We start from the raw sequence: 24,626 nt of genomic DNA, 5'->3' as shown, positions 1-24,626 counted from the left end.
CGAATTGTACGCAGTGGAGATTGTGTGATGTTCCCTTTTAGTTTTTTGACCAAAAACTCTCGCCTCGGCGTCACCGAAATTATCTCCGCACCCACCGCCAGCTTCTCCGTCGTGCAGACCAATGAACTAGAAGCCCCTGAACACTTCATCCAGCCCGAATCTTTCGTCCTCACCGTCGGCGCCGCTTTCCGCGATCGCTGCGAGGAGTTGCCTGCCTACATCCAGCACCTCGCTGAGCAAGGGGCCGTGGCCGTGGGCTTTGGTATCAGTGATGTCTTTAGCTCCGTGCCCGAACCGGTCATTGACAGCGCCCGGAAACACAATATTGGCCTGTACGAAGTTGCACGCCCCGTCCCGTTTTCGCGCATTGTCAGCGCCGTCTACGAAGAACAACACCGCCGCTCCACCGCCGAACAACACCAGCGCGCCTATGCCCAACAGCAACTCTTGCAGGCACAGGAAAAACTCACCCGTACCGCCATTTCGGGTGACATGAAAGCACTGACCCGCGACGTTGCTGAATCTCTCGAAGCGCGCGTAGCAATTTCCGACGCCAACGGGCGCATCATCGCGGAACAAGTAGCGCGCAGCTACAACGCGATGAAAAAGACCCACACCACTTCATACAAAATCAGCTCAGAGACCCAACAGCCCTACATCGTTGATGTCACCTCCACGCGAGTGATCACGGGGGAGGACCGCTCGCTCATCCGCCACTACGCTGGACTAGCAGCAACATTGCTTTCCCGGCCAGCCCAACTCCGGCGGGTGCACAACCAGATCAACTCCTATGCCCTGCGCATCCAACTGGGAATCAAGAACGCCGAGGAGCTCTACGCCGACAGTGTCGACGCCCCCGTGGACGCCGATGGCTTTGCCCGCCCGATTGTCATTGCCACGCAATCGCGTCGTGCCATGCAGACAGTCCTAGACACTCTCGACCGCCATGCCCACAATCGCGACCAACTGCTTCATGCTCTTCGCCTGACTGAAACCACCTTCCTCCTCGTCGTGCGCCCCGAGATAAACATCCGCCACATTCTCGATGACCTCGGCGAACACTCCAGTCGAGTGCGCATCGCCGCCGGTAGCCCCGTCGTTTTGGCAGGGCTCACCCCCGAACACGTGGGGCAACTCGAAGCCCGCACGCGCACACTCCGGCCGGGAGATGTCTCCCAAACCAGCGACACCAACTTGCCTTGGCTGCATGAACCCGCCGTGGCCCAAGCGCTGGCTGCCCGACGAGAAGAAATTTTCGGCCGCCTGAACAGTTACGATGCCGCGCACGGCACGGAACTAGAGAAGACCCTCGCCGTCTTTCTCCGCCACAGCGCCCAGCTGGCAAACACCGCTGACGCCCTCGGGGTGCACCGGCACACCGTGCGCACCCGCATTGAGAAAGTCCAACACATGTGCGAAATCAGCCTGGACAACCCCGCGCATTTCTCGGAGGCCTACTTGGCCATGACGGCGTTTGATGGGTAGGGGGCGCAGCTTGCCTATTGTGCTTGGCGGCTAGTTGGTTAGTGAAGCTCATTGGGAACAAACGTGAACAATTCTTTGCACTATCTGTGAGATTGAGTAGTATTTTACTCAATCGAGACCCCCTCCAAGCTTCTCATTAGAACAGCGCAATATGAGAGGGGGGCTTGTTATTCTTGAGTCTGTGAACAGGCGGAAAGACTATCTGTCTATCCAAGAGCAGGTAGACAAAATTGTTTCTCGGGGGCTGCGAATCCCGTCTGAAAAAGATGTTGCTCATTTCTTGGAGCGGAATAACTACTACCGGTTTTCCGGCTATATGCGCTACTTCCAAGAAGATCTTGCGAACGGAAACGACGCCTTCGTCACTGATGTTGCGTGGGGCGAAATCGTTGACTTGTATGAATTGGATGCGCGCCTGAGGTCCTTTCTAATGGACGGAATCCAGCAAGCCGAAGTTGCTACGCGAACAGCCTTTGCACTGAGTACGGTCAAAAGAACCCTTTGTGAGTAAGTACCGTAAGGATGCAATGGGGACGGGTTCTGCCTGGCTGAAGGACGTTCCGGTGTGGGTGGCAGTGGAGACCTTTTCCCTGGGCACGCTTTCTAAAGCCATCACATACAGGAATGATGGTGGACACGTATACGCGGCGACATGTTCCACACTGGGGGTAGGTAAACCGTTTCTTGCTAGTCAGTTGCGTTCCTTCACTTTTCTAAGGAACAAGTGTGCTCATTCATCGCGTTTGTGGAACAGCTTCACTCGTGACCAACCAAGGGTTCCAGATAGCGCGAAGAACCGTGCTGAAAGGTTACTTGGGGCACCTTACGAGCCAAACTCTGTGCTTGCGACGATCGTGGCTCTTGATAATTTCCTCTTCCGCACTGGCATGCGGGTGGGGTTCCTCGAGGAGTGCCTGGACCTCACTGCAGGGAACCCGCTATTTCGGCGGGGAATTGCAGACCCGCAGAACTCGTAGAAACGCTCGTGGTGCCGAACGCTCCTTTGGGGCCGGAGCCCCCAACCCTAGGCCCGTGCCCGCCGTGCGAGGGTGTTGCCCAGGGACTGGATGGCCTGGACGATGATGATGAGGATGATCACGGTCATGAGCATCGCGATGGAGTCGAACTGCTGGTAGCCGTAGGAAATGGCCAGGTCGCCCACACCGCCGCCGCCGATGGTGCCGGCCATTGCGGTGGCGGAGATGAGTCCAATGGTGGCGGTGGTAATGGCCAGGATGATGGAGGCCTTGGCCTCGGGCAGGAGGAAGTAGCGGATGGTTTGGAAGAGGGTCGCTCCCATAGAGTTCGCGGCTTCGGTGATGCCGGGGTTGACTTCGAGGAGGGATTGCTCGATGAGCCGGGCGATGAATGGCGCGATGTAGAGGGTCAGTGGCACCAGCGCCGCGGTGGTGCCAATGGCGGTACCAGCGATGACGCGGGTGAATGGGGAGATGGCCACCAGCAGGATGATAAACGGCAGGGAGCGGATGATGTTCACCATCACGTTGAGTACCCCGTAGACCGCCCGGCTGGGTTTCAGTCCGCCGGGCCGGGTGATCACCAGTGCGAGCGCCAGCGGAATGCCTAGCAGCGCGCCGATGAACAGGGAGGCGCCCACCATGTACAGGGTTTCGCCGAAGGAGTCGACGTACATCTCCGGCGTGACGCGGGATCCGGTGGTGTCGCGCCACCACGAATTGAGCTGGTTCATCTGTTACACCTCGTAGTTCTTCACCAGGGCACGCGCGAGCGCTTCACGCGCGGTAGGGTCGAGTGCAGGCGGGATGACGGTGTCCACGAACTTCCTGGTCAGCTCGTGTCGCGGGTTGGTGAACACGCGGGCGACGGGCCCATATTCCACGAGGCGACCCTCCGAAAGCACAGCCACATCATCAGCCAGGCGCGCTATCACGTCGATTTGGTGGGTGATGATGAGGATGGTCACGCCCAGTTCCTTATTAATATTGCTCAGCAAATCAAGGATCTGGTTGGTGGTGATGGGGTCGAGGGCGGAGGTGGGTTCGTCGCAAAGCAGCACAGTGGGGTCTGTGATGAGCGCACGCGCGATGCCCACGCGTTGACGTTGCCCGCCGGACAGTTGGCGCGGTTTGTGTTCCGCGCGGTCAGCCAGGCCGACCATCTCCAGCACGTCCGTGGTGCGGCGTGCAATATCGCTTTTCGACGCTTTCAGCAACCTCAACGGCGTCGCCACATTCTCCGCCACCGTCTTGGTTTCGAGGAGATTGCTGCTTTGGAAGACCATGCCCACATCACGCCGTAAACCCCGCAGCTCCGCCGTGCTGAGAGCGGCTGGTTCGCGGCCAAGCACAGTGACGGAACCAGAGGTGGGGGTTTCTAACCCGTTGACCGTGCGGATCAGCGTGGACTTGCCGGCACCCGAGGTACCCACGACACCGCTCACGCTGCCTTTCGGCACTGTGAAGGAGATGTCGTCGAGGGCGGTGAAGGAACCGTTTCGGGTCTGGAAAGCTTTGGAGACGCGGTCGAATACAACAGCGTCGATATCTTCAGGCATTAGTTCAGGGAATCCGGGAAGAACCAGTAGTTGTTGGTGTTCTGGGAGTCGAAGTACTTCTTGAACTCCTCGGAGCGGTACGCCTCAGACACAGCCTTGGCCCACGGGGTATCCTGCTTACCCTCGGTGGTCACTGCCACGAGGATGAGCTCCGGACGCAGGTTTTCCTGGAAACGCTGCAGGTTCGGGTCCAGGCCCGCGGAATAGCTCATGGAGCCAGGAATGACCGCCCAATCCAGGTCCGGCAGCGAACGGGACAGGTTGGCGGAATCCATGGGCTTGATGTCCAGGTTGTGCGGGTTTTCGTCGATATCCGCCTCAGACAGCAGTGCTTCGTCGGCGTCATCGCGGAGGGTGATCCAGCCGGCGTCCACGAGCACATGGATCGCGCGCGACTTATTGGAGCCGTCGAGCGGGATACCCACGGACTGCCCGTCGGCGACGTCCTCGAGCTTCTCGTGCTTCTCCGAGTACAGGCCGGCCGGAACCGTAGGAACCTCCGTGATGGAGACCAGGTTGGCGTTCTTTTCCTTATTGAAGACCTCCAGCCACGCGGTGTGCTGTTCCACGTTCAAGTCCGCATTGCCCTCAGCCAAAGCGGTATCAGCCTGGGTGAGGTCGGTGAAGTTGGTGTACTCGAGGGTGTAGCCGTCCTTCTCCAGGATCGGGGCAACACCCTCCTGGAAAAGTTCCGAGTACGGGCCAGGGGAGGTGGCCACACGGATGGTCTTTGTATCGCCGGTGCCGGCGGGGTCAGAGCTCGCGTCATCGGAGCCGCAGGCAACCAGCCCGAAGGATAGTGCTGCAGCTGTAGAAACCGCTGCGATCTTCCTCAACATGGATGAAGGTCCTTTCACATGAATCCATAAGTTTGTTTGTGAATAGGCACAGAGTCTAAACAGGGCGGTATATAAACGCAAGACAGACTTGTCTACCCAGATTCTGCACGGGTAGGTCTGCAGTACACGGGCCCTATCGCGTACCCTGGTGCCCATGACACAGAAGACTCAAACACTGACGTTCCACACCAACCATGGCGACATCAAGGTTGACCTGTTTGGCAACCACGCACCGAGCACCGTGGACATCATCACCGGCCTGGCCAAGGGCACCCAGGAGTACACCACCAAGAACGCCTCCGGCACCACCGAGGGCCCATTCTACGACGGTGCTATCTTCCACCGCATCATCCCTGGTTTCATGATCCAGGGCGGTGACCCGACCGGCACCGGCACCGGCGGCCCCGGTTTCCAGTTTGCTGATGAATTCCACCCGGAGCTCCAGTTTGACCGCCCGTACCTCCTGGCCATGGCTAACGCTGGCCCGGGCACCAACGGCTCCCAGTTCTTCATCACCGTGGCCGCCACCCCGTGGCTGAACAACCGCCACACCATCTTCGGCGAGGTCACCGATGAGGCTTCCCGCAAGGTCGTCGACGAACTGGCCAACGTGCAGACCGGCCGCATGGACCGCCCGGTTGAGGACGTTGTGATCAACTCTGTGACCGTCGAGTAAGTGAAGAAACTCCTTTACGGGGCCCCCGCCACAACAGTCATTGCCGTGTTGTGTGCGGGGGTTTTCCTGCTCACCGCTGTGCAATCCCGCTCGGTGTCAGACGTCATCTGGGGTTCCGGCATCGGATCAACATTCGTGCTGTGGGGCCCCGCTGTCAGCGCCACCGATATGGGGATTCTGCGTGCGCTCACCGCGGGTTTCCTCCACGTGGACATCTCCCACCTGACCATCAACCTGATCACCCTCGTTGTCATTGGCGCCGTGGTGGAAAGAGCCGTTGGCACTGGCCCCTACGTGGTGGCCTACCTGGCCGGCGTGCTCGGTGGGTCCGCGGCCGTGCTCACCTTTGCGTGGGACCAGCCCACCGCCGGAGCCTCCGGGGCGTTGTACATGCTCATGGCTATTTTGGTGGGCATTGCTGCCCGGAGCCATGCGGATCTACGCGCCCCACTCGTGCTGGTGTTGGGCAACGTTGCCTACACCCTGCTCAGCCCCGAAGTGAGCCTGTGGGGGCACCTCGGTGGATTGGCTATCGGCGCGCTCATGGCCGGGCCGTTGACCTCTCCCGACGAGCGTGTCCGCTGGGCCGGGGCTGGCGTTGGCTTTGCTCTTGCCAGCGCTGCCGCGGGTATCTATGCAGCCGGCGTTTAGCGTCTAAACGGACAGTGGGCTGCGCACCGCGCACACAACGGGGGGACAAGTGCGTGATTATATCCACACATTTCACACCCGGACGCAGAAAAGTTATCCACAGGTTGTGGACAAACATGTGAGTAAATCACATTCGCCCCACATTCCACAGCCTGTGAAGGAAAGACGGTATGGGAATCCTCATTGGTGACCAGCGCATTACACAGTGGGGGAAAGCAAGTGTGGAGATCACCCACCCGAAAATGTGAAGAAAAAAGCGGGATGTTGAATTGTGGATAACCCCGCACCCTATCCACATGAAAAAGCCAGCGCCCACATGAGTGGAAGCGCTGGCTAAAAAGAGCGGACTAGGGGGGTTAACGCCACCCCATGGTCATCAGCAGACCCAAGATCAAGCCGCCGAAACCAATGAGATAGTTCCACGGGCCCAGCTCATTCATCACTGGGATGGACGGACCAGCGAGATAGTTCACGATCATCCACAACAGACCAATGAGCATGAGGCCAAACATCAGGGCCTTGTACCACACGGGCGTGCCACCCGTATTGATCTTCACCGGGGTGCGGTTTGCACCGGTGGACGTGGTCAGCGGAGCGCTGGTGTTGTCTTTAGTGACCTTTGCCTTAGGCATGACGGCGAATGTCCTTTACCTTTACTTTTACCTGCAACTGATGTGTGACTTTACCACCGTGGGCGGCGTAGTAGTTACTACAGCAGCCCTTGAACACCGTCGAGGAGCGGGTTGCGCCACAGATCCACGGTGATATCACCGTTCTTCCGTACCTCCTCATTCGGGCCCGGACGGTGTCCCGCGATGATGCCATGCTGGGATGGGCTAGCGGTGTCCACCAAATCACCGGTAATCAGACGGCCAGTCCACCCCATCTCACCCAGGCGTGTCACGGCTTCTTCACGGCTCTGCCCGGTCAAATCCGGCATACGGATCATCTGTCCGTTGGAGACCCGAAGCTCAATAGTGGTTTCACGTTGCACCTCAGTGCCTTCACCGGCGATGGCCAAAACTTCACCCACGGGGCGGGAGGAATCCACATCCACGCGGGTTGTCTTCAGCCCCAACGATTCAAAGGTGCTTTCCACCTGGTCGATGTTCATGCCACGCATCGCCGGAACCTTGACCTTCTCGTGGCCAGTGGACACGGTGACGGAGACCTTCGAACCCTTTGAAATCTGGGTGCCGCCAGCCGGGTTCTGGGACATGATCTTGCCATCCTCGACGGTGTCGGAGGTGCCGCGCTGCAAGTCGTCGTTAAGCTTGAGCCCTGCTTTCTCCAGCTTTGTAGCTGCTTCTTGCGGCGTGAGACCCGTGAGATCCGGCACATCCGTGATCTCGCGGCCCGAAGATACAGTCAGGGTGACATTCGCGCCACGCTTCAACTGGGAACCTTCAGTGGGGTTGATGGACAGGACCTCACCGCGCGGGACGTCCGGGTGCGGGGACTCATTCACCGTGACCTGCAACCCCAAATCCTCAAGCTCCGCCACAGCCTCCGAGCGGGTCTTGCCCACGACACTGGGCACCGTAACCACTGAATTCGACTCGCCGGTGATCACCCCGCGGACCTTGTTGAATGCCACAGCACCACCACCCAACGTAATCACGGCTGCCAGCAGTATCGCGAGCAACTTCATGCCCTGGCGCGATGTACCGTTCTGCTCATTACGGTGCTCCAGGTAGCGGGACTGCGGAACCACCGCGGTCTGTGTTGGGTCATCGACGTACTCGTACTCGTATTCGTAGTCCGGCTCCTCTTCCGGGTGCGCAACATGATTACGCGCGGCCTGAGTCACGGCACCGCGGCGGAGACGCTCGAGGTCCTCGCCCATCTCCGTGGCGGACTGATACCTGTCCGCGGGGTGCTTGGCCATCGCGGTGAGGATGACAGCATCCACGTTCACCGCTTCCGTTTCACTCAGGTTGGAAATGCGGGAGCTTGGCGGCTCCGGCTCCTCCTGTACGTGCTGGTACGCCACAGCAAAGGGGGTTTCCCCTTCGAAAGGTGGGGTGCCCGTTACGGTTTCGTACATCACGCAGCCCAGGGCGTAAACATCACTACGCCCATCCGCATTCCGGCCACGGGCTTGCTCCGGGGAGAGGTACTGCGCGGTGCCGATCACGGCGGAGGTCTGCGTCATCGCCCCGGTTGAATCATCCAGCGCGCGGGCGATACCAAAGTCCATCACCTTCACCTCACCGGTGCTGGTGACCATAATGTTGGCCGGTTTCACATCGCGGTGGATGATGCCGGCATCATGGCTGGCCTGCAACGCATAGGTGACGGGAAGCAGCAGTTCAGCGGCATCCTCTGGGCTCAGCGGACCATCCTCACGTATGATGTCGCGCAGGTCACGGCCTTTCACGCGCTCCATGATGATGTAGGGCACGGAAATGCCGCTAACATTCGTTTCCCCTGTGTCGTACACAGACACGATGTTCGGGTGATTCAGACGTGCAGAATTTTGCGCCTCTCTGCGGAACCGTTCCCGGAAGTTCTCATCCCGCGCCATGTCCACCCTGAGCATCTTCACGGCTACTTCACGCCCAAGGAGGATGTCAGTGGCTACGTAGACGTCAGACATGCCGCCGGCGCCAATGGAATTACCCAGCTGGTAACGCTCACCAATAAGAGTCATGATGCTCCTTTAAGTTACAGCCCCGGTAGTTCAGGGACTCCGTTGAAGTCCGGAATGGGGTACGGGGTAGGGGAGGGGGTCGGGTGCTGGCTTGGGGAATCAGGCGCAGGCGTGTACGGAGGCTCGGGCTCAGGTGTGCTGGGCTCCTCCGGCTCAGGGGTGTTGTACAGCGTAGACGGTTCCGCCGACGTTGTTGTGCGTTCGGAGGTCGTCGGCGGTTCTGTGACGGTGGTGATTTCCGTGGTCAACGTTTCACTGCTCGGGCTCGTAGTGCTGCTTGTAGTGGACGTGGTGGTCGGTTCCGTGCCCAGCAAGCCATCTAAAGCCCCGGAGGTCAACGCCCACACGGCACCGAGAATGGCAACGAGTGTGAACAGGGCGATGAGCACGCCAATGCCAAAGCCGCCGGACTTCTTCGTGGGAGCGGGGGCTGGTGCCTGTGCGTGTTCCAGGGCTGGCACGTGTGTGGTCCCATTGGGCACGGCAGCGAGTTCTGCCGTGGATGCTTGCGGTTGGGGTGGGGTGGCGGCGACGAAGGTCTTCGTCGGGCGGCGTCCCGCGCGCGCATCGGCGATGGCCTGCTGGAACTCCGCGCCGTCGGCAAAGCGAGTTGCTGGGTCCTTGCGCATAGCAATCGAGATCAACTCCCGCGTCGGCGCGGAAATGCCGGTGGACAGTGGCGGGGGGTTGTTGGACACGTGCGCCAAAGCAATGCTTACCGACGAATCCCCGGTAAACGGCCGCTTCCCCGACAACAACTCATAGCCCACCACACCCAGCGAGTACACGTCGCTGGCAGCGTTGACCGGGAACCCTTGGGCCTGTTCCGGCGAAACGTATTGGGCGGTGCCCACCACCATGCCGGTGCGGGTGAGTGGGACGGCGGAGGCAGCCTTAGCAATGCCGAAGTCCGTGATTTTCACCTTGCCGTTTTGGGTGAGCATGAGGTTGCCCGGCTTAATGTCGCGGTGGACCAGCCCCATGTCGTGGATAACAGCGAGGCCATGGGCGGCTTGTTCCAGGATGTCCAGGGCCAGGGACTCCTCAACGCTGCCCTCACGGTGGAGGAGGTCGGCCACAGATTCACCGCGGATGTACTCCATGACAATGAAGCACATTGCGTGGCCCTCATCACTGGGGACTTCGCGGTAGTCATAGGTTGCTACAACGTTTTCAGAGGTGATGTCTTCAGCGGCGTAAGCCTCATTGCGGAAGCGGGCCAGGAACTCCTCGTTGGCAGAAAACTCGGGGCGGAGCACCTTGATGGCAACCTCGCGGTCATGCGCCGGGTCATCCGCCAACCACACGGTGGACATGCCGCCATGGCCGATGACCCACTGCAAGGTGTAGTCGGGGCCAATGAGCCTTTGGAGTTCTTCGCGGTTGTCAGTATTCATGGTTAGTTTCCTCCCTGCTGGTCACCCGCGCCGGGGGCGGTAGCCAGGACAGTGCGGCCAATGGGGGCGGCAATCTGTCCGCCGGTGGCGCTTTCGCCCATGCCGCCGCCGTTTTTCACTACGACGGCAACCGCCACATCTTTATCCTCATCAAACGCCACATACCACGTGTGCGGTGCCAGCCCTTCGCCGTGTTCGGCGGTGCCGGTCTTGGAGGCGTAGTTGTTGCCGTTGTATCCGTGGGTGTTGCGTTCAGAGCTGCGCATGAGGTCTTTCAGCTGCGCCGCAATATCAGGGCTGATGGCTTCAGTGACCTGGCGGGCGCGGAAATCCCGCACGGTTTTCATCTTCGGACTGACAATGCGCTGGACCACCTGCGGTTCCATACGGCGGCCATCATTGGCCACTGTGGCAGCCATAACGGCTGCTTGCAGGGCTGTCATGGTGACGTCGCGCTGACCAATAGCACTTTGCCCCACTGCCCCAAGATCCTCCAAGCCGCCCAGTGAACCGGCAGCGTTGGGCAGCCCAAGGTCATACTTCTCACCAACGCCGAAGGCGGTAGCGGCCTCGCGCAAGGGGCCATCGCCCATTTCTGTAGCCATCTGCACAAAAGCTGTGTTGCACGACAATGTGAAGGCTTGGTGCAGCGTGGTCTGGCCACCACCGCCACACGGGTGGCCACCATAGTTGGTCAGTTCCACCTCGGTGCCTGGCAGGGTGATCGCGGCCTCCGCTGTCAATTGGGAATCCGGCGTGTAGCCGTTTTCCAGGCCTGCAGCTGTGGTGATGATCTTAAAGATCGAGCCCGGTGGCAATTGCTCCTGAGCAGCATGGTTGAGAAGTGGGTTACCCGGATTCGAGGTGATGGACTCCCACGCGGCGTTCGCTGCCGTGCCATCGGGATTGACCACCGCATTCGGATCGTAGGAAGGACTCGACGCCATGGCCAACACCTCACCCGTGGAGGGGCGCAACGCCACCACAGCTCCCTCGTATCCACGGTTGTCTAGCTGGTCAAAGGCAGTAGCTTGTGTCTGCGGGTCCAGCGTGAGTTCAAGCGAATCGCCGACGCGCTTTTCGGTGGTACGCAAGAAACGGCTACCCGTCGCATGCGTCTCACCATTCAGATTCGCGTTGAAACCTTGTTCCAGGCCAGCAGCACCAAACTGGTCCGACAAGTACCCCACGACCGGGGCAAAGGAAACCGGCATGTTGGGGTAGGAACGCTGGTAGAGTCCCTGGTCGTCCTCGAACGACTGCGCAAGAATCTGCCCACCCGCACTAATCTGACCACGCTCAATCTGCTTGGCCTCAACGAAATTCCGCGCGTTGCGTGGATTGCGTGCGTACTCATCTTCATGGAAGACCTGCACCCACGATAGGTTGATCAGCAAAATCACCATGAGGAAAAGGGAACCAATCGCGCCAATGCGTATCGACGAATTCACTGCGCCACCTCCTCAGCCGGCCTATTCGCACTATTAGAAATACGCAGCAGTAGGCCCAACAACATGTAGTTAGCCATCACTGCTGAACCACCAGCAGAAATGAACGGTGTGGTCAAACCCGACATGGGCATCAGACCCGAAACACCACCGGTGACCACGAAAATTTGCACCGCAATCGTCAGCGCAAGACCCGAGGCGATCAGTTTGCCGTATGTGTCGCGTACAGCGAGCGCGGTACGGAAACCACGGCTGATAAAAATGGCGAAGATGACCAGCACGGCGGCAAGGCCAACTAACCCAAGCTCCTCACCAATCGCGGCGAGGATGTAATCCGAATGCGCCACCGGGACCGTTTGCGGGTAGCCAAATCCTAAACCTGTGCCGGTCACGCCGCCCCAACTCAAACCGAACAGGGCCTGAGATGGCTGATAGCCGAAGGTGTCAATATTGGCAATCGGATCCCGGAAGTTCGCCACACGGTCCTGGATCTTCTCGGAGATCTGGTACACCGTAAAACCACCAATGGCCACCAGCACGAAGCCAATGACCAACCAACTGGTGCGGCCAGTGGCGAAGTAGACCATGCCAAGCACAGTGGCAAAGAGCAGCAGCGCCGGGCCGAAGTCATTCGATATAGCCATGATCAAAATGGCAATCGCCCACACCATGAGAATCGGTGCAAGGTCACGCAAACGCGGGAATGTCATGCCCCACAGGCTGTAGCCCGCCACCGTGAACAGGGAACGCTTCTGCGCTAGAAGTTGGGCGAAGAAAACCAACAACAGAATTTTGGAAAACTCACCCGGTTGGATAGAAAACGGGCCAAGCCAAATCCAAATCCGGGCCTCCGCATCCGGCGGCTGGGGCCACACCAACGGCAAGGCCAACAGCACCAAACCCAACAAGCCCAACAAGTAGGAAAAGCGGGTGAGCTCCTTATGGTCACGCACCACGAGCAGCGTGGCCACCAAAATAAGCACACCGACGAGGGACCACATGACCTGGCGTTCCGCCAAGTGCCAGCCCTTGGCAATATCCAGCCGGTAAATCATCACCAAACCAATCGCGTTCAGCGTGGCTGCCGAAGGCAACAACACCTGATCCGCGTGCGGGGCGGCGTAGCACATCGCCACATGCGCAATCGCGTACACACCAATGAACCCGCCAACGAGCCACAGCATATCCACTGTCAACGCATTACCTTGGGAAAGCTCCAAACCCACCAGCATGAGCAACAGCAACGCTGCCGAAAATACGAGCAGGAAAAACTCTCGTCCACGCGAAAATAATGGGCGCACTAGGACACCTCCCTGCACTTCTGCGAGGAGTTTGCCTGATCCACCTTATCCACGCACGCTGGCAACGCTTCTTCCGCCAGGCGGTTCACCTGGTCAGAGATCTCGGAATAAGAGCCGGTGCCCAAGCTATGCACCCGGGCGGCAGTGGCCTCCGGCACATCAGCCACACCGAAACGCTGGCAGTTCCTCGGCATCTCATCCGTGTCTACGATCGTGATTTGGTTCTCACTATTAATGCAGATCTGCTGCACCGGCTTATGCAAAGGCTTGCCCAGGATGCTGTTGGTAAAGCCCTGTTCGATCACAAACTCATCAGCATCATTGACAGTGATGGAGTACGTATTTGAACTCGCGCGATCAAACCACCACGCACCAACAACACCCGCCGCAACCACGGCGAGCGCAAGAATCAGAGCTGTCCAGCGGAGGCGTCGAGGGTGATCCTCCTCCTCCTCATCATCAGCAGCCGGAGCTTCCGTCTCCTTCGCCCCGTCCGAGGACTGCGAGCGGTTCTGGGTGCGCACCAGTTTGGCGGCGCGGCCGGCGGCGGTGTCGGGGTGCGTCGGTTCGTCGACAAGCGCTAAAGCCCCAGCGAGCGCCGACTTTGCTGGCAACTCTGGGCAACCATCTGCCTCCGTGTCCACCACATCGGCGATGACAACCGTCACATTATCCGGCCCACCCGAACGCAGCGCGAGCTCAATGAGACGCTGCGCGGCCTCCGCTGGTGTGCCCGTTCCAACCGTCGACGCAATCGTCTCATGCGTGACTGGGTCCGACAGACCATCCGAACACAGCAAATACCGGTCACCCGCCCGCGCATCGAGCAACTCCAAGTACGGCTCGACCGGCCGACCCGTATACGCCTTCAAAATGAGGGACTTCTGCGGGTGCGAAGACACATCCTCCGCCTGCAACTTGCCCTGCTCAACCAAGGACTGCACAAACGTGTCATCCACTGTGATCTGCGTCAACTCGCCACCGCGCAGACGGTAACCACGCGAATCGCCCACGTGAATCAGACCAAACTGGGTGCCGTTGAACATGAGAGCCGTCAACGTCGTGCCCATGCCATTCTGCTCAGGGTTTTTGGCTATAGACGCCTCAATCGACGCATTCGCATCCTCCGCCGCCGCCGCCAGCAGCGCGAGCACATCCGCATCCCCAGGGTCACGGTCCAAATGCTCCATGTGCTCAACCATGAGCTGCGAGGCAACCTCACCAGCAGCGTGGCCACCCATCCCGTCCGCGAGCAGCAGCAAATGCGGGCCGGCATACGCTGAATCCTCGTTGTTTCCGCGCACCAGGCCACGGTCCGAAAAAGCGGCAAAATTCAGCTTGAGAGTGTGCGTGCTCATGGCATCAACCTCACAATCGTGCGCCCCATCTTGATGTCCGTGCCCACCTGGACGCGCTCAGGTTGGTCAATGCGGTACCCATCCACAAACGTGCCGTTGCGCGAATCCAGGTCCTCCACAAACCAGTCCGATCCACGCCGGAACAACCGCGCATGGCGAGCAGAGGCAAAATCATCGCCCAGCACAAAATCATTATCGTCCGCGCGGCCCAACGTCAGCGCCTCTAAGCTGGCCACCTCCATGTAGGAGCCCTGCAGAGGGCCCTCCACGACGACCACTTCACGCGCCTTTTCGCGTTTCGACGCCCCCCGCACCGGCGCCACCCCCGACGTCGCCCGCCGCACACCCAACTCAGCTGCTTTAATATCCTTCCGCTGTGTTGCAAGCACCACGAGAATAAACAGCCACAAAAGAATCAACAGGCCGAAACGGGCCCCGAGCATGAGAGCACTATCCATGAGAAACCAGCAACCTCCGCTCTAAACGCCCTGCCGCGGTCCGGCGATGCGCACCTCAATAGTTGAATGGCCAAGTGTAATCACATCACCATCCGCCAGCTCCCAGTTTTCCACCGGCTGATCATTCACCGTCGTCCCATTCGTGGACTGCAAATCCACCAGAAACGCCGTCTGGCCATCCCAAATGATCTCCGCATGCTGGCGGGACACCCCGGTATCCGGAATGCGGAAATCCGCATCATTGGAACGGCCCAGGATCGTCGACCCCTGCCGGACCTGGTACGTCCGCGAGGACCCGTCCTGAAGCAGCAGTGTCACGGAAGGTGTGGGCATGGCGTTCTCCTGATTTGGCTGGGCTGGGACTTCTTTTGGTTCAGCCGGGCGTGACGGCCGGGCAGCTGCAACAATCGCGTCGAATCCGCTGTCCACATCCGGGGTCGCATCAACATACGAGGAAACACGCAGCTGGCCGGTGCGTAGGCCCGACTCTTCCGCCACACGCACCACCACCGGCCCATACAGGCCCCACCTCATGTTGCGGATAAAGCGGGTGAGCTGGCCTGCAAGATGTGTGGGCAGGTCTGGGTCCTGCGACAGGTTTTCCAGATCTTTCGATGACACACCAATGGCGTAGACATTCGGCACCGCCAAATCATCATCCTCATGCGCCACGACACAATCCTGGGCTTCCTGCTTAAGCAGTTCCTCCAGCTCAGCCGGAACAACACGCCCCCCGAAGACCGCCGCAAAACCGTTATCCAAACCGCGCTGCAGGGCACTGTCGAACTTGGCCAATCGGTCCATCAAGGCCATCTACCCACACCTCCTCTCACGATCAACCGCTCTAGTTTCGACAGACAGTATAGAGTTTCGCGGGCAAACAACCTAGCTGCACAAACAAAAATGCTCCATGAACACGTAATTTGACGGTACCCGCTGGGTGCGTGCTATGTTTACTTAGTCGCCCGCCCGGGTGGCGGAATTGGCAGACGCGCTGGCTTCAGGTGCCAGTGTTCGCAAGAACGTGGGGGTTCAAGTCCCCCCCCGGGCACGAACAGAAAGACCCGTCGGATATGCACATCCGGCGGGTCATTCTTCCTTCTGCACGTCTATCTCCTAAGATCTTTCGGGTCTGACATCCATTTTCCCGAATAGAAAGACGTGTTATGAACGACATCTTCCGCAAGGCTGGTACTGAGTTCCTGGCCACCCTGCTGTTCGTGTTCACCATCGTGTCCGCTGTCACCACCGCAGGCGCGTTCGCACCGATCGCCATTGGCTTCGCCTTGATGATTCTGGTGTACTCCACTGGCCACATCTCCGGCGGCCACGTGAACCCGGCAGTGTCCCTTGGCGCATTCCTACGTGGCGCAATGACCGCCACCGAGATGGTCATTTACTGGGTGGCACAGATCTTGGGTGGCATCGTGGGTGCCCTGATCACCCGCGGCGTGTTCTCCGAGGCGCCGACGGCTGCTCAGATTGAGACTGCCCCGGCATTCATCGTCGAGGCTGTGTTCACCTTCATCCTCGTGTGGGTCGTGCTCAACGTTGCCACCTCCAAGGACACCGACGGCAACTCCTTTTACGGCCTGGCCATTGGCGCAACTGTTATGACCGGTGCTTTCGCTGTTGGCTCCATCTCCGGTGGCGGCTTCAACCCGGCGGTGGCCATCGGCCTTGCAGTCAACGGCAATTTCGACTGGGCAAACATTTGGCTCTACATCGTTGCTCCGCTCATCGGTGCAGCCCTCGCAGCTGTGGCCTTCCGCGTCTTCAGCCCGGCTGACCACGAGCAGAACGTCGACGCCTAAAACGCACAACGCACGGCAGCGAGATAGTTTAGCCTAGGAAACTATGGCTGAACGTACCTTCCCACTGCCCAAGCTTCCTATCAACACCGCTACCCGCCCAGGCCCAGGAAAGCCCGGGGAGGTGGCGGTGTTGGCGCGTTTAGCGGACCGTATTGGGGGCCTCGTGCAGGGCAGCAAGACCCTCAACCTGTTCCCGGCGGTGGGCCGCGCGCGCCGAAACTTCCTGCCATGGCTGGTGTACTCGGGGATGCTCATGCCGTTTGGCATTCTCTCCCGTCAAGAATCTGAGCTGATCATCCTGCGCGTGGCCGCGCTGCGCGACGCGGAGTATGAATTGGAGCACCACAAGCGTCTGGGTAAGAAAGCTGGGCTCACCGCCACCGATATCGAAGCGGTCCAACAGGAAGAGCACGGCTTGACCGGTCGCCGCGGGATGCTTATTGACGCTACCGATGACCTCATCCGCCACCGCCAAATCTCCGACGCCGTGTACGCCGATCTCATGCGCCACATCAACGAGAAAGAACTCACCGCACTCCTTCTGTTGGTGACCAATTACGACGGGCTGGCTACCCTCATGGACGTGCTCCATGTGCCTCTTGACGAGCCGCGTCCTTAGCCACCCACTGGAACGCCCGGTTAAGACCGGTCATGGCCCACCGGTACACAAACGGCAGGTTCACTTGCGCCCACCGGCCAATCTTCACGTCCGCACCAGTGGTGATGAGGTACTTATTTCGGCGCACGCCCCGCAGAATGATCTGCGCGCACTTGGCAGGGGATACGGCATGGCGTTGGAAGAGCTTCTTGGCCTTCTGCACGCGTGGGTTGTTCTGATCAATGCCGTCAATATCGATGGTGCGCACCAGCCCCGTATCCACCGCGCCGGGCGCCACCGCATGCACCTTGATGCCGTAGGGTGCCAAGTCAAAGCGCAGCACCTCCAGCATGGAGAGCACACCGCCTTTCGACGCTGAATATGCCGCATGCCACGGCAACCCCAAAATGCCCGCGGAGCTGGCCACGCACACCAGGCGCCGTGGCCCCAGTTCCTTCGCGGCCGCACCGGTCAAGGGCCCGTCGTCCATCATCAACGGGACAAGAGCACGAATGATGTGGATGGTGCCCATCAGGTTGACGCTGATAAGCTTCTGCCATTTTTCAAGCGGCATCGCAGCCACGCTGCCCCACATGGAGATCCCGCCGACGTGATAAACGGAATGCGGCACGCCATGCTCCGCGATAATCCGCTGCCCCCACTCGGCCACCTTCGGCTGATCTGACACGTCCAGCGCCGTCGCATCCAGCACCGCACTGCCGACCTCCCGGGCGGTGCCCCGCAGGCCTTCATCGTTGATATCAGTGATGACCACCGGCCACCCATCAGCAGCGAGCTGAATAGCAACCTGTTTGCCAATGCCAGAGGCGGCGCCCGTAACCACGGCGTACGAATTTTTCATGAGGTTCTCCTTTGCCACTTTAGTTTTATGGTCAAAATAAAGAGGGCACCACGTATCCTAGGGAACTCCGCCACCGAAATATGGCGATTTCGCCCACGGGCTTAGACTGAACCGCATGCCGCGCAGCCCGATTCCCAGCTACCTCACCGCGATCCTCGACGAGGTCCGCCCCAACACCGACGGCGCAAACGCCGACTACATCGAAGGGCTGCGTAACGCCGACCCGGACAAACTCGCCCTCGCGGTGTGTACGCGCTCCGGTCACCTTTATTCGGTGGGGGATGATGAATATGAATTCACCATCCAATCCATCTCCAAACCCTTCGTCTACGCGGTCGCGCTAGATCAGCTTGGGGAGGACAAGGTACACAACCACGTTGGCGTTGAACCCTCCGGCGAGGCGTTCAACGAGCTTTCGCTTGATCGCGCCACGCACCGCCCCGCCAACCCCATGATCAACGCCGGCGCCATCGCCGTGAACCGGATGGTAGGGGATGATGCGGCTATCCTTTCTGCCTTCTCCCGCCTGGCCGGGCGGACGTTGACAGTGGATGAATCCATCTTGCAGGGTGAATTAGCCACCGCTGACCGAAACCTGGCGCTGGCCCACATGCTGCGCGAATACGGAATGATCACCGGGGACGTGCACGATGCTGTGGAAAGCTACACGCGGCAGTGCTCCATCCTCGTCACCGTGCGCGACCTCGCCGTGATGGCTGCCACCTTGGCCAACGGTGGGCTACAGCCGGTCACGGGGGAGCGGGTACTCAGTACCAAGGCGTGTCGCCTGACGCAGGCCGTGATGGCATCCTGCGGCATGTACGACGGGTCCGGCCGCTGGATGAGCTCCGTGGGCATCCCCGCCAAATCCGGTGTGGCAGGTGGCCTGATTGGTACGTTGCCTGGTCAGCTCGGTGCGGCGTCCTTGTCGCCGCGGCTCAACAGTGAGGGCAACTCGGTGCGTGGTGTGGACATCTTCCAAAGCTTGTCGTCTACTCTGGGACTCCACATGATGGCGTCCAACTACTACTCCGCGCCGGGTATCCGCGCGGTTCACCGTAAGGGCGAGACCAATATCGTGGAGCTGCAAGGGATGATCAACTTCATCGCCGCGGAGACGATCCTCCATGACTTAGTGGAACGCAAGCTTGTTGGTGACAACCTGGTTCTGGACTTCCGGCATGTCACCTCCTTCAACCTTGCCGGTCGCCGCCTGGTCAAGGAGGGGCTGCGCCAATTCCGGGAGGACGGTTTCGACGTCGCGGTCTACGATCCTGCCTCAGCTATGCCGGATTATGAGTTCTCCGATGGCACGAAGGTGGATTCCATCCAGGATGTCTCCGAGTCTTTCGAGCTCACCGTCACCCCGGAGGAGGCTTACACGGCCCTGGCTGAACCGGAAGTGGATTTTGACGTCGCCGAAGACGAGACCGGCGACCGCCTCGTCTGGCACAGTGCCGACGAGGAGTGGGCGGAGTCTGACATCATCTTTGACTTTGGCAGAGATTCCGAAGGCGCCACCACCGTCGAAGTCACCCACCGCGGCCTCACGCCCCGCTACGAGGAGGCGGCGGAGCACTGGCGCGGGGAGATTCGCAAGCGCCTTAAGCCGCTCACTCAGCAGGACTAGTTCCCTATCTTTCCTACAGGTCTTCCTGTAGGTTTTCCTGTAGGTCTTCCTGCATGGCAGCTTGGGCGTTCAGCCGCTTTTCGTCTTGGGCGTTGCGCCTGGCCAAGATGCGTGGTGCGAAAACGAGGGCCATAGCTCCACCGACGATGGCCCCAATGATCAGTGACCATTGGCCGTCACCCACGTTGAAAGCGATGCCACTCACCATGACCAACGCCAACGCAAGGTTGAGTAAAGCCAGCCCAAGGTACCCCTTGAAGTTCCCCTTCGGGCGCGGTGCGTGCGCCTTCAACCAGCCTGAGCTGATGAGTTCCGGCCCCGCAACAGGCAGGAAGACCAGGAATGAAAGCCAGGAATACTGCCCCGGCAGAGCCCACGCCAAGATCGCACCAGCGAGGAAAGCGAAAGGGGGCACCATGCTGAAAGCAACAGTTTGGGACTTGTGCACCATGGATTCCTGGTATTCGTCGCCGAGGTGCCCAGTCACTTTGGAAAGGACACCGTCACCGATAGTTGTGAAGATGCTCATTGGAATTGTGCCTTTCTTGTGTTGTTAGCTTTCTTGCCCATCCCCGAAGACTTCCTCGACCGTTTTGCCAAGAACCCGGCACACATCGAGTGCGAGGTAGACGGAAGGGGAGTAGTTGCCTTTCTCAATATTGGCGATGGTCTGCCGCGACACACCGACCTTCCCCGCGAGTTCTGCCTGCGAAAGGTCCAGCCAGCGCCGCCACTGCCTCACCATGTTTGCCATGTTTTTGCCTCCTTCGGTGTGTTAGGTGGCTTACCCACACAATAAAAGCAATGCGACAGAATGTAAAGGAAACTTGGCAAAAAGTTACACAAAGTGTCGCAGTGCTGCGTGAACACTACGATGGGGCGCATGACTAACGCGCCGAAAACTATGGACACCATCTGGTGGCACGTCTACCCCCTCGGAGCCACCGGCGCCCCGATCCGGGACCGCGCCGGGGACGGCTCCGATGCCGCCCCGCGCCTGCGCCAGCTCGAGCCGTGGCTGGACTACCTCATCGAGCTCGGCTGCGACGGCCTGCTGCTCGGCCCCATCTTTGAATCCGTCAGCCACGGTTATGACACGCTCGATCACTACCGCATCGACCCTCGCCTCGGCACCAACGACGACTTCGACTGGCTCATGGCCGAGTGCCACCGCCGCGGCATCAAAGTCATGCTCGACGGCGTGTTCAACCACGTTGCCGCCACGCACCCGCTTGTTGCCGAAGGCCTCGCAGGCAGCACCAACTGGGAGGGCCACGAGGATCTAGCAACGCTCCATCACGACGACGAGCGCGTGAAAGAGCTGGTCACCGACATCATGAAGTTCTGGCTCGCGCGCGGCATCGCCGGTTGGCGTCTCGACGTCGCCTACTCCGTCCCGCCCGCATTCTGGGCCGAAGTCCTGGGCCGCGTCCGCGCCGACTACCCCGACGCGATCTTCCTCGGCGAGGTCATCCACGGCGATTACGTCCAAATCGCCGCCGACGGCACCCTCGATTCCGTCACACAATACGAGCTCTGGAAAGCCATCTGGAGCTCGCTTTTCGACGAAAACTTTTGGGAGCTCGACCACTCCCTCACCCGCCACGCCGCCATCTGCGAAGCGATGGTCCCCAACACCTTCATAGGCAACCACGACGTGGACCGCATCGCCGCCAAAGTCGGCCCCGAAAAAGCGATCCTGGCCTTGGCTTTCCTCATGACATTGCCTGGTATGCCCAGCATCTACTACGGCGATGAACAGGGCTTTCAGGCTATGCGCGGGGAAGGCTTCCACGCGGACGACCCGGTCCGCCCACCTCTGCCCGCAACCCCGGAAGAACTCTCTGACCTTGGTGCCTGGATCTCCCGCGAGCACCAAGCCCTCATCGGTCTGCGCCGCCGCCACCCGTGGCTCACCCGGGCCACAGTCGAAGTCCTGGACAAGACAAATGAGACGATTCGGTATGAGGTGACCGATGGCGCGGAAAAGCTACTCGTTGAAGCCTGGCTCCAACCTGCGCCTGGCGTGCGAGTGAGCAGTGAGGGCGAGACTATCTACGCGATGCCCGCAGAACCATAAACGAGCCCACCAGGCCAAGCACCAGAAACAGCGCCGAAAAGCCGATCGACCACGCCGCCGACTGGGCGAAACCAGCCTCCAAGCTGCGGATGACCTCAGCGCTCGCTTCAGCCGTCTCGCGCAGCGCCGTGATCGCCGAACCTGCCGACGACTCCGTAGCCTGCGCCAACTCCGCCGGCACACCCGTCGCCGGGATCGTATGCGACATAGCCACCCCCAGCGCCGAGCCCGCGATCGCCGCACCGAACGCCGAACCCAACTGGCGCACCGTCGACTGAGTAGCCGAACCCGCGCCCGAAAGCTCCTCCGGGATGTCGCCCAGCACCGTCGACGTGAGCTGCGCCGACGCAAGCCCCAGCCCCACGCCGTACACCACGAGCGTAGCCACAACCAGCCAAATCGACGCCTGCGCCGCCACCACCCACGCCAGCAGCACCACCCCGATGACCTCCAAGCTCAAGCCCAGCACCACCACACCCGGTGCCGTCAGCCGCGCCGCCACATGGCGTGCCTGCGCCCCCGACGCAAACGCCCCCAACGCCATCCCCGCCAACACAACACCGGTGGTGAGGGTGGACAGCCCCATGGAGTTCACCAGGAACAACGGCAACACGAACATGAGGGAAAACTCGCCGATAGCCACCGTCGCCGCCGTGAGGTTACCCCAGGAGAAGGTACCTACCTTGAACAGGCTCAGATCCAACAGCGCATCGCGGCCGTTGCGGGCACGGTGGAGTTCCCAGCGGAGGAACAGGCCGATGAAGATGAGCCCGATTCCGATCGCGAACGGCACTGGGGAAATGGTCCAGCTTGCCGGCCACTCCCACGGACCCAGGTGGAGCGTCGCCTTCTTCTCCCACCAGCCGAGCGCGCTTGCTTCGATGAGGCCGAACACCACCAAGCCGAAGCCGATTGCGGAGGTAAGCAGCCCGTCCACGTCTACCCCGCGCGAGTACTGCTTGCCGTGCGTCTGCGGCACCCACGCGATAATGCCCGCGATAACCAGCAGGCCTAGTGGTAAGTTCACCCAGAAGATCCAGCGCCACGACACATACTCCGTCAGCACACCACCCAGTAGAGGGCCAAGTGCTGCCATGCCACTCATCACCGCGCCCCACACGCCGAACGCCGCCGCGCGATCCTTGCCGTGGAAGAGCGAATTTACCGACGACAACGTCGCCGGCAACACCAACGCCCCACCGATACCCTGCACCGCGCGTGACGCGATGAGGCTACCCGCCCCTGCCGCGGTTGCCGCCAGGAGAGAGCCGGCAACGAACAGAACCACACCCGCGATGAACGTGGTGCGCCGCCCAATACGGTCACCCAGCCGCCCCGACCCCAACAGGAGAGCCGCGAAAATAACGTTATAAATAGCATTAACCCACTGGGCGTCAGTGAGGGTGAGATGAAGGGCGGAAATCATCGTCGGCAAAGCGACGCCTACGATCGTTCCGTCGAGCACAATCAGGGACAGCCCGGCGGCCAAAACCGTCAGAGCCATCCACCGGCCGGGGTTGGTTGTTTGGGTGGTGCTCATAGTTTTCCTTTCGACAACCCCGAATGTATGCCCGCCTCCGAACCCCCAACATCGACCAACCGGTTGATTCCGCGCTAAGTGTTTAAATCTTTTTTCGGTTTTCGTGGAACCGGGCTGTTTGTGCTGGCCTTCGGCCTCCTGCGCGCGCTTCAGTGTGCGGACCCTGTGGATAGTTTTTCCGGTTATCCACAGGATTTTCAGGCCCTTTTCGCGCGTTGTTGCATTTGCGTTTAGCGTCCATGGCATGACTTCTTTTGCAGCTTCAGTAGCGGGGTTAACCAACCCCATTGAGACCCTGGCATCCTTTGATGCCCAGGAGCTCATCAGCCTTGGCTGCAAACCCGCTCTGATGCGTGAATGGGCCAAAGTCCACAAGGTCTACTACGGGTCGACGAAGTTCACCCGCAAACAAGCCAACGCCATCAAGATCGCGCGCTCGACCCGGAAGTCGATGGATCAACTGGTCTACATCGAATCCAGACTCTCCTCCATTAAGGACCCCGCCGAGAAGTGGCGGCTGCGTCTTGCCCTGCTGTCTGTTCCGGGGGATTATGCGACGCTTCAGCGCCGTTCAAAAAACATCGTGCCCGAGGTGGACAAGCCTGCCCCAGAACCCACCGTGGGGTTTGGTCGCTCGAATAAGAAACGGCGCCCCATCATCATCACAGCCCTGGAAGAAGATGCTGCAGTCCTTGAGTTCGCAGCACGCCAAAACCTAGGCGATGGTCCTGCTGGCCCCCAAATGTACGAAAAGCTCATGGCCATCCTGGGACTACGCCCCGACGAGGGCGAGACCCCATCCGGTATTGCTCCTGCTGCGCCACGTCCGCTGGTCCTCATCCCACTGGATGAGCAGATCAAGATCATGAGTGGTGCGGGCGATGATGTCATCCTGGGGCTGACTGACGGCACCACGATGACTGGGGCGGAGTTCCTGGCCCAGAATTTTGGGGACATCCTCGAAGTAGCGATGTTCCACCCACAAGAAGGACCGGTGAATCTGTATGACACCCAACGCTTCGCCAATCAGAAGCAACGCGACCTAGCCCGGGCCACCATGCCGACGTGTCCAGTACCAGACTGCCGGCACGCGGCAGATAACTGCGAGGTCCACCACATCAAAGCATGGTCACAAGGTGGAATGACCAACATGAACAACCTGGCCATGCTGTGCAGGTACCACAACAGAACCAACGACGATGACCCCACCAAACCCCACCGCGGCCGGCTGGAGAATATCCGGGGCGCACCGATGTGGAGATCACCACGGGGGTACCTGGTGCCTAATACCGTCCACCCC

23 protein-coding genes, 1 tRNA gene and 2 pseudogenes are annotated in these 24,626 nt (G+C 60.0%); 11 read left to right on the top strand and 15 right to left on the bottom strand.

The window, feature by feature from the left end:
- Positions 1-27 precede the first annotated feature (27 nt).
- The 3 genes from HMPREF2129_RS04590 (at position 28) to HMPREF2129_RS04585 (ending at position 2,462) form a co-directional block, all read left to right on the top strand.
- Positions 28-1,485, top strand: coding sequence for a helix-turn-helix domain-containing protein (locus HMPREF2129_RS04590; protein ID WP_034663777.1), 1,458 nt, complete (start codon positions 28-30; stop codon positions 1,483-1,485).
- Between the two features lie 181 nt (positions 1,486-1,666).
- Entirely contained in the window at positions 1,667-1,996 is a 330-nt protein-coding gene (locus HMPREF2129_RS11310; protein WP_269544881.1) for an Abi family protein, read from the top strand.
- A gap of 16 nt (positions 1,997-2,012) precedes the next feature.
- Positions 2,013-2,462 (top strand): Abi family protein, encoded by a 450-nt coding sequence (locus tag HMPREF2129_RS04585; RefSeq protein WP_269544884.1) that lies wholly within the window; start codon positions 2,013-2,015, stop codon positions 2,460-2,462.
- Positions 2,463-2,509: 47 nt separating this feature from the next.
- Here the strand turns inward: HMPREF2129_RS04585 and HMPREF2129_RS04580 are convergent, their stop codons facing one another.
- From HMPREF2129_RS04580 to HMPREF2129_RS04570, 3 genes and pseudogenes are all read right to left on the bottom strand, one after another.
- Entirely contained in the window at positions 2,510-3,196 is a 687-nt protein-coding gene (locus HMPREF2129_RS04580) for a methionine ABC transporter permease (RefSeq protein ID WP_052092770.1), read from the bottom strand.
- Positions 3,197-3,238: 42 nt separating this feature from the next.
- Positions 3,239-4,021, bottom strand: a pseudogene (locus HMPREF2129_RS04575) (methionine ABC transporter ATP-binding protein); the annotation flags it as partial.
- Positions 4,021-4,860, bottom strand: coding sequence for a MetQ/NlpA family ABC transporter substrate-binding protein (locus HMPREF2129_RS04570; protein WP_034663774.1), 840 nt, complete (start codon positions 4,858-4,860; stop codon positions 4,021-4,023). The gene HMPREF2129_RS04570 and the pseudogene HMPREF2129_RS04575, both read right to left, overlap by 1 nt.
- A 154-nt stretch (positions 4,861-5,014) precedes the next feature.
- Between HMPREF2129_RS04570 and HMPREF2129_RS04565 the strand changes: the two genes are divergently transcribed.
- Complete coding sequence (locus HMPREF2129_RS04565) at positions 5,015-5,536, top strand: peptidylprolyl isomerase (protein WP_034663801.1); 522 nt, start codon at positions 5,015-5,017, stop codon at positions 5,534-5,536.
- Positions 5,537-6,187, top strand: a complete 651-nt coding sequence (locus HMPREF2129_RS04560) for a rhomboid family intramembrane serine protease (protein WP_034663772.1) — start codon at positions 5,537-5,539, stop codon at positions 6,185-6,187.
- A gap of 356 nt (positions 6,188-6,543) precedes the next feature.
- On the opposite strand, the gene crgA is transcribed toward HMPREF2129_RS04560, so the two are convergent.
- The 8 genes from crgA to HMPREF2129_RS04520 all read right to left on the bottom strand — a co-directional run bounded on the left by crgA (position 6,544) and on the right by HMPREF2129_RS04520 (position 15,615).
- Positions 6,544-6,819 carry a cell division protein CrgA gene (crgA, locus tag HMPREF2129_RS04555; protein WP_034663769.1) on the bottom strand — a complete coding sequence of 92 codons (276 nt, stop codon included), beginning with the start codon at positions 6,817-6,819 and terminating at the stop codon, positions 6,544-6,546.
- 77 nt (positions 6,820-6,896) lie between these two features.
- Positions 6,897-8,840, bottom strand: coding sequence for a Stk1 family PASTA domain-containing Ser/Thr kinase (gene pknB, locus HMPREF2129_RS04550; protein WP_034663767.1), 1,944 nt, complete (start codon positions 8,838-8,840; stop codon positions 6,897-6,899).
- Between the two features lie 14 nt (positions 8,841-8,854).
- A complete protein-coding gene (locus HMPREF2129_RS04545; RefSeq protein WP_034663765.1) occupies positions 8,855-10,237 on the bottom strand; it encodes a serine/threonine-protein kinase in 1,383 nt (460 codons plus the stop codon).
- 2 nt (positions 10,238-10,239) lie between these two features.
- Positions 10,240-11,688 (bottom strand): penicillin-binding transpeptidase domain-containing protein, encoded by a 1,449-nt coding sequence (locus HMPREF2129_RS04540; protein ID WP_034663762.1) that lies wholly within the window; start codon positions 11,686-11,688, stop codon positions 10,240-10,242.
- Positions 11,685-12,986, bottom strand: a complete 1,302-nt coding sequence (locus HMPREF2129_RS04535; RefSeq protein WP_034663760.1) for an FtsW/RodA/SpoVE family cell cycle protein — start codon at positions 12,984-12,986, stop codon at positions 11,685-11,687. The genes HMPREF2129_RS04540 and HMPREF2129_RS04535 overlap by 4 nt, the downstream gene beginning before the upstream one ends.
- Positions 12,986-14,344, bottom strand: coding sequence for a PP2C family protein-serine/threonine phosphatase (locus HMPREF2129_RS04530; RefSeq protein ID WP_034663757.1), 1,359 nt, complete (start codon positions 14,342-14,344; stop codon positions 12,986-12,988). The genes HMPREF2129_RS04535 and HMPREF2129_RS04530 overlap by 1 nt, the downstream gene beginning before the upstream one ends.
- Positions 14,341-14,802 carry an FHA domain-containing protein FhaB/FipA gene (locus HMPREF2129_RS04525; protein ID WP_034663755.1) on the bottom strand — a complete coding sequence of 154 codons (462 nt, stop codon included), beginning with the start codon at positions 14,800-14,802 and terminating at the stop codon, positions 14,341-14,343. The genes HMPREF2129_RS04530 and HMPREF2129_RS04525 overlap by 4 nt, the downstream gene beginning before the upstream one ends.
- 21 nt (positions 14,803-14,823) lie before the next feature.
- A complete protein-coding gene (locus tag HMPREF2129_RS04520) occupies positions 14,824-15,615 on the bottom strand; it encodes a DUF3662 and FHA domain-containing protein (RefSeq protein ID WP_034663753.1) in 792 nt (263 codons plus the stop codon).
- 154 nt (positions 15,616-15,769) lie between these two features.
- On the opposite strand from HMPREF2129_RS04520, the gene HMPREF2129_RS04515 reads away from it, so the two are divergent.
- The 3 genes from HMPREF2129_RS04515 (at position 15,770) to HMPREF2129_RS04505 (ending at position 17,235) form a co-directional block, all read left to right on the top strand.
- Positions 15,770-15,853 (top strand) — tRNA-Leu (locus HMPREF2129_RS04515).
- A gap of 115 nt (positions 15,854-15,968) precedes the next feature.
- Positions 15,969-16,616, top strand: coding sequence for an MIP/aquaporin family protein (locus tag HMPREF2129_RS04510; protein WP_034663750.1), 648 nt, complete (start codon positions 15,969-15,971; stop codon positions 16,614-16,616).
- Positions 16,617-16,659: 43 nt separating this feature from the next.
- Entirely contained in the window at positions 16,660-17,235 is a 576-nt protein-coding gene (locus tag HMPREF2129_RS04505) for a carboxymuconolactone decarboxylase family protein (RefSeq protein ID WP_052092765.1), read from the top strand.
- Here the strand turns inward: HMPREF2129_RS04505 and HMPREF2129_RS04500 are convergent.
- Positions 17,192-18,076 carry an SDR family oxidoreductase gene (locus HMPREF2129_RS04500; protein ID WP_034663747.1) on the bottom strand — a complete coding sequence of 295 codons (885 nt, stop codon included), beginning with the start codon at positions 18,074-18,076 and terminating at the stop codon, positions 17,192-17,194. The genes HMPREF2129_RS04505 and HMPREF2129_RS04500 overlap by 44 nt on opposite strands.
- Positions 18,077-18,191: 115 nt before the next feature.
- Here HMPREF2129_RS04500 and HMPREF2129_RS04495 point away from each other — a divergent pair.
- Positions 18,192-19,424, top strand: a pseudogene (locus tag HMPREF2129_RS04495) (glutaminase); the annotation flags it as partial.
- 295 nt (positions 19,425-19,719) lie between these two features.
- Here the strand turns inward: HMPREF2129_RS04495 and HMPREF2129_RS04490 are convergent.
- Together HMPREF2129_RS04490 and HMPREF2129_RS04485 are read right to left on the bottom strand one after the other, a co-directional pair.
- The gene (locus HMPREF2129_RS04490; protein ID WP_034663743.1) at positions 19,720-20,235 is read right to left on the bottom strand and encodes a hypothetical protein; all 516 of its coding nucleotides are present in this window, start codon (positions 20,233-20,235) and stop codon (positions 19,720-19,722) included.
- A gap of 24 nt (positions 20,236-20,259) precedes the next feature.
- Positions 20,260-20,460: a helix-turn-helix transcriptional regulator gene (locus HMPREF2129_RS04485; RefSeq protein ID WP_034663740.1), complete on the bottom strand. Its 201-nt coding sequence runs from the start codon at positions 20,458-20,460 to the stop codon at positions 20,260-20,262.
- Positions 20,461-20,589: 129 nt separating this feature from the next.
- Here HMPREF2129_RS04485 and HMPREF2129_RS04480 point away from each other — a divergent pair, with 129 nt between their 5' ends.
- Positions 20,590-21,786, top strand: coding sequence for an alpha-amylase family protein (locus tag HMPREF2129_RS04480; RefSeq protein WP_232218100.1), 1,197 nt, complete (start codon positions 20,590-20,592; stop codon positions 21,784-21,786).
- Here the strand turns inward: HMPREF2129_RS04480 and HMPREF2129_RS04475 are convergent.
- A complete protein-coding gene (locus tag HMPREF2129_RS04475) occupies positions 21,758-23,326 on the bottom strand; it encodes an MFS transporter (protein ID WP_034663737.1) in 1,569 nt (522 codons plus the stop codon). The two genes, HMPREF2129_RS04480 and HMPREF2129_RS04475, sit on opposite strands and share 29 nt — an antisense overlap.
- A gap of 244 nt (positions 23,327-23,570) precedes the next feature.
- Between HMPREF2129_RS04475 and HMPREF2129_RS10590 the strand changes: the two genes are divergently transcribed.
- Positions 23,571-24,626: HNH endonuclease signature motif containing protein (locus tag HMPREF2129_RS10590; protein WP_052092762.1), on the top strand; the 1,056-nt coding region annotated here is incomplete at its 3' end.

It is taken from the genome of Corynebacterium tuscaniense DNF00037, from assembly GCF_000759055.1.
Classification (GTDB): domain Bacteria; phylum Actinomycetota; class Actinomycetes; order Mycobacteriales; family Mycobacteriaceae; genus Corynebacterium; species Corynebacterium tuscaniense.
This window is presented reverse-complemented; position numbering and strand designations above follow the sequence as displayed.

What these genes read in the sequence shown, in the direction of transcription:
- HMPREF2129_RS04590 (WP_034663777.1), top strand. Translation starts at nt 28, where the DNA reads ATGTTCCCTTTTAGTTTTTTGACCAAAAACTCTCGCCTCGGCGTCACC.
- HMPREF2129_RS04585 (WP_269544884.1), top strand. Translation starts at nt 2,013, where the DNA reads ATGGGGACGGGTTCTGCCTGGCTGAAGGACGTTCCGGTGTGGGTGGCA.
- HMPREF2129_RS04580 (WP_052092770.1), bottom strand. Translation starts at nt 3,196, where the DNA reads ATGAACCAGCTCAATTCGTGGTGGCGCGACACCACCGGATCCCGCGTC.
- HMPREF2129_RS04570 (WP_034663774.1), bottom strand. Translation starts at nt 4,860, where the DNA reads ATGTTGAGGAAGATCGCAGCGGTTTCTACAGCTGCAGCACTATCCTTC.
- HMPREF2129_RS04565 (WP_034663801.1), top strand. Translation starts at nt 5,015, where the DNA reads ATGACACAGAAGACTCAAACACTGACGTTCCACACCAACCATGGCGAC.
- crgA (WP_034663769.1), bottom strand. Translation starts at nt 6,819, where the DNA reads ATGCCTAAGGCAAAGGTCACTAAAGACAACACCAGCGCTCCGCTGACC.
- pknB (WP_034663767.1), bottom strand. Translation starts at nt 8,840, where the DNA reads ATGACTCTTATTGGTGAGCGTTACCAGCTGGGTAATTCCATTGGCGCC.
- HMPREF2129_RS04545 (WP_034663765.1), bottom strand. Translation starts at nt 10,237, where the DNA reads ATGAATACTGACAACCGCGAAGAACTCCAAAGGCTCATTGGCCCCGAC.
- HMPREF2129_RS04530 (WP_034663757.1), bottom strand. Translation starts at nt 14,344, where the DNA reads ATGAGCACGCACACTCTCAAGCTGAATTTTGCCGCTTTTTCGGACCGT.
- HMPREF2129_RS04525 (WP_034663755.1), bottom strand. Translation starts at nt 14,802, where the DNA reads ATGGATAGTGCTCTCATGCTCGGGGCCCGTTTCGGCCTGTTGATTCTT.
- HMPREF2129_RS04520 (WP_034663753.1), bottom strand. Translation starts at nt 15,615, where the DNA reads ATGGCCTTGATGGACCGATTGGCCAAGTTCGACAGTGCCCTGCAGCGC.
- HMPREF2129_RS04510 (WP_034663750.1), top strand. Translation starts at nt 15,969, where the DNA reads ATGAACGACATCTTCCGCAAGGCTGGTACTGAGTTCCTGGCCACCCTG.
- HMPREF2129_RS04505 (WP_052092765.1), top strand. Translation starts at nt 16,660, where the DNA reads ATGGCTGAACGTACCTTCCCACTGCCCAAGCTTCCTATCAACACCGCT.
- HMPREF2129_RS04500 (WP_034663747.1), bottom strand. Translation starts at nt 18,076, where the DNA reads ATGAAAAATTCGTACGCCGTGGTTACGGGCGCCGCCTCTGGCATTGGC.
- HMPREF2129_RS04490 (WP_034663743.1), bottom strand. Translation starts at nt 20,235, where the DNA reads ATGAGCATCTTCACAACTATCGGTGACGGTGTCCTTTCCAAAGTGACT.
- HMPREF2129_RS04485 (WP_034663740.1), bottom strand. Translation starts at nt 20,460, where the DNA reads ATGGCAAACATGGTGAGGCAGTGGCGGCGCTGGCTGGACCTTTCGCAG.
- HMPREF2129_RS04480 (WP_232218100.1), top strand. Translation starts at nt 20,590, where the DNA reads ATGACTAACGCGCCGAAAACTATGGACACCATCTGGTGGCACGTCTAC.
- HMPREF2129_RS04475 (WP_034663737.1), bottom strand. Translation starts at nt 23,326, where the DNA reads ATGAGCACCACCCAAACAACCAACCCCGGCCGGTGGATGGCTCTGACG.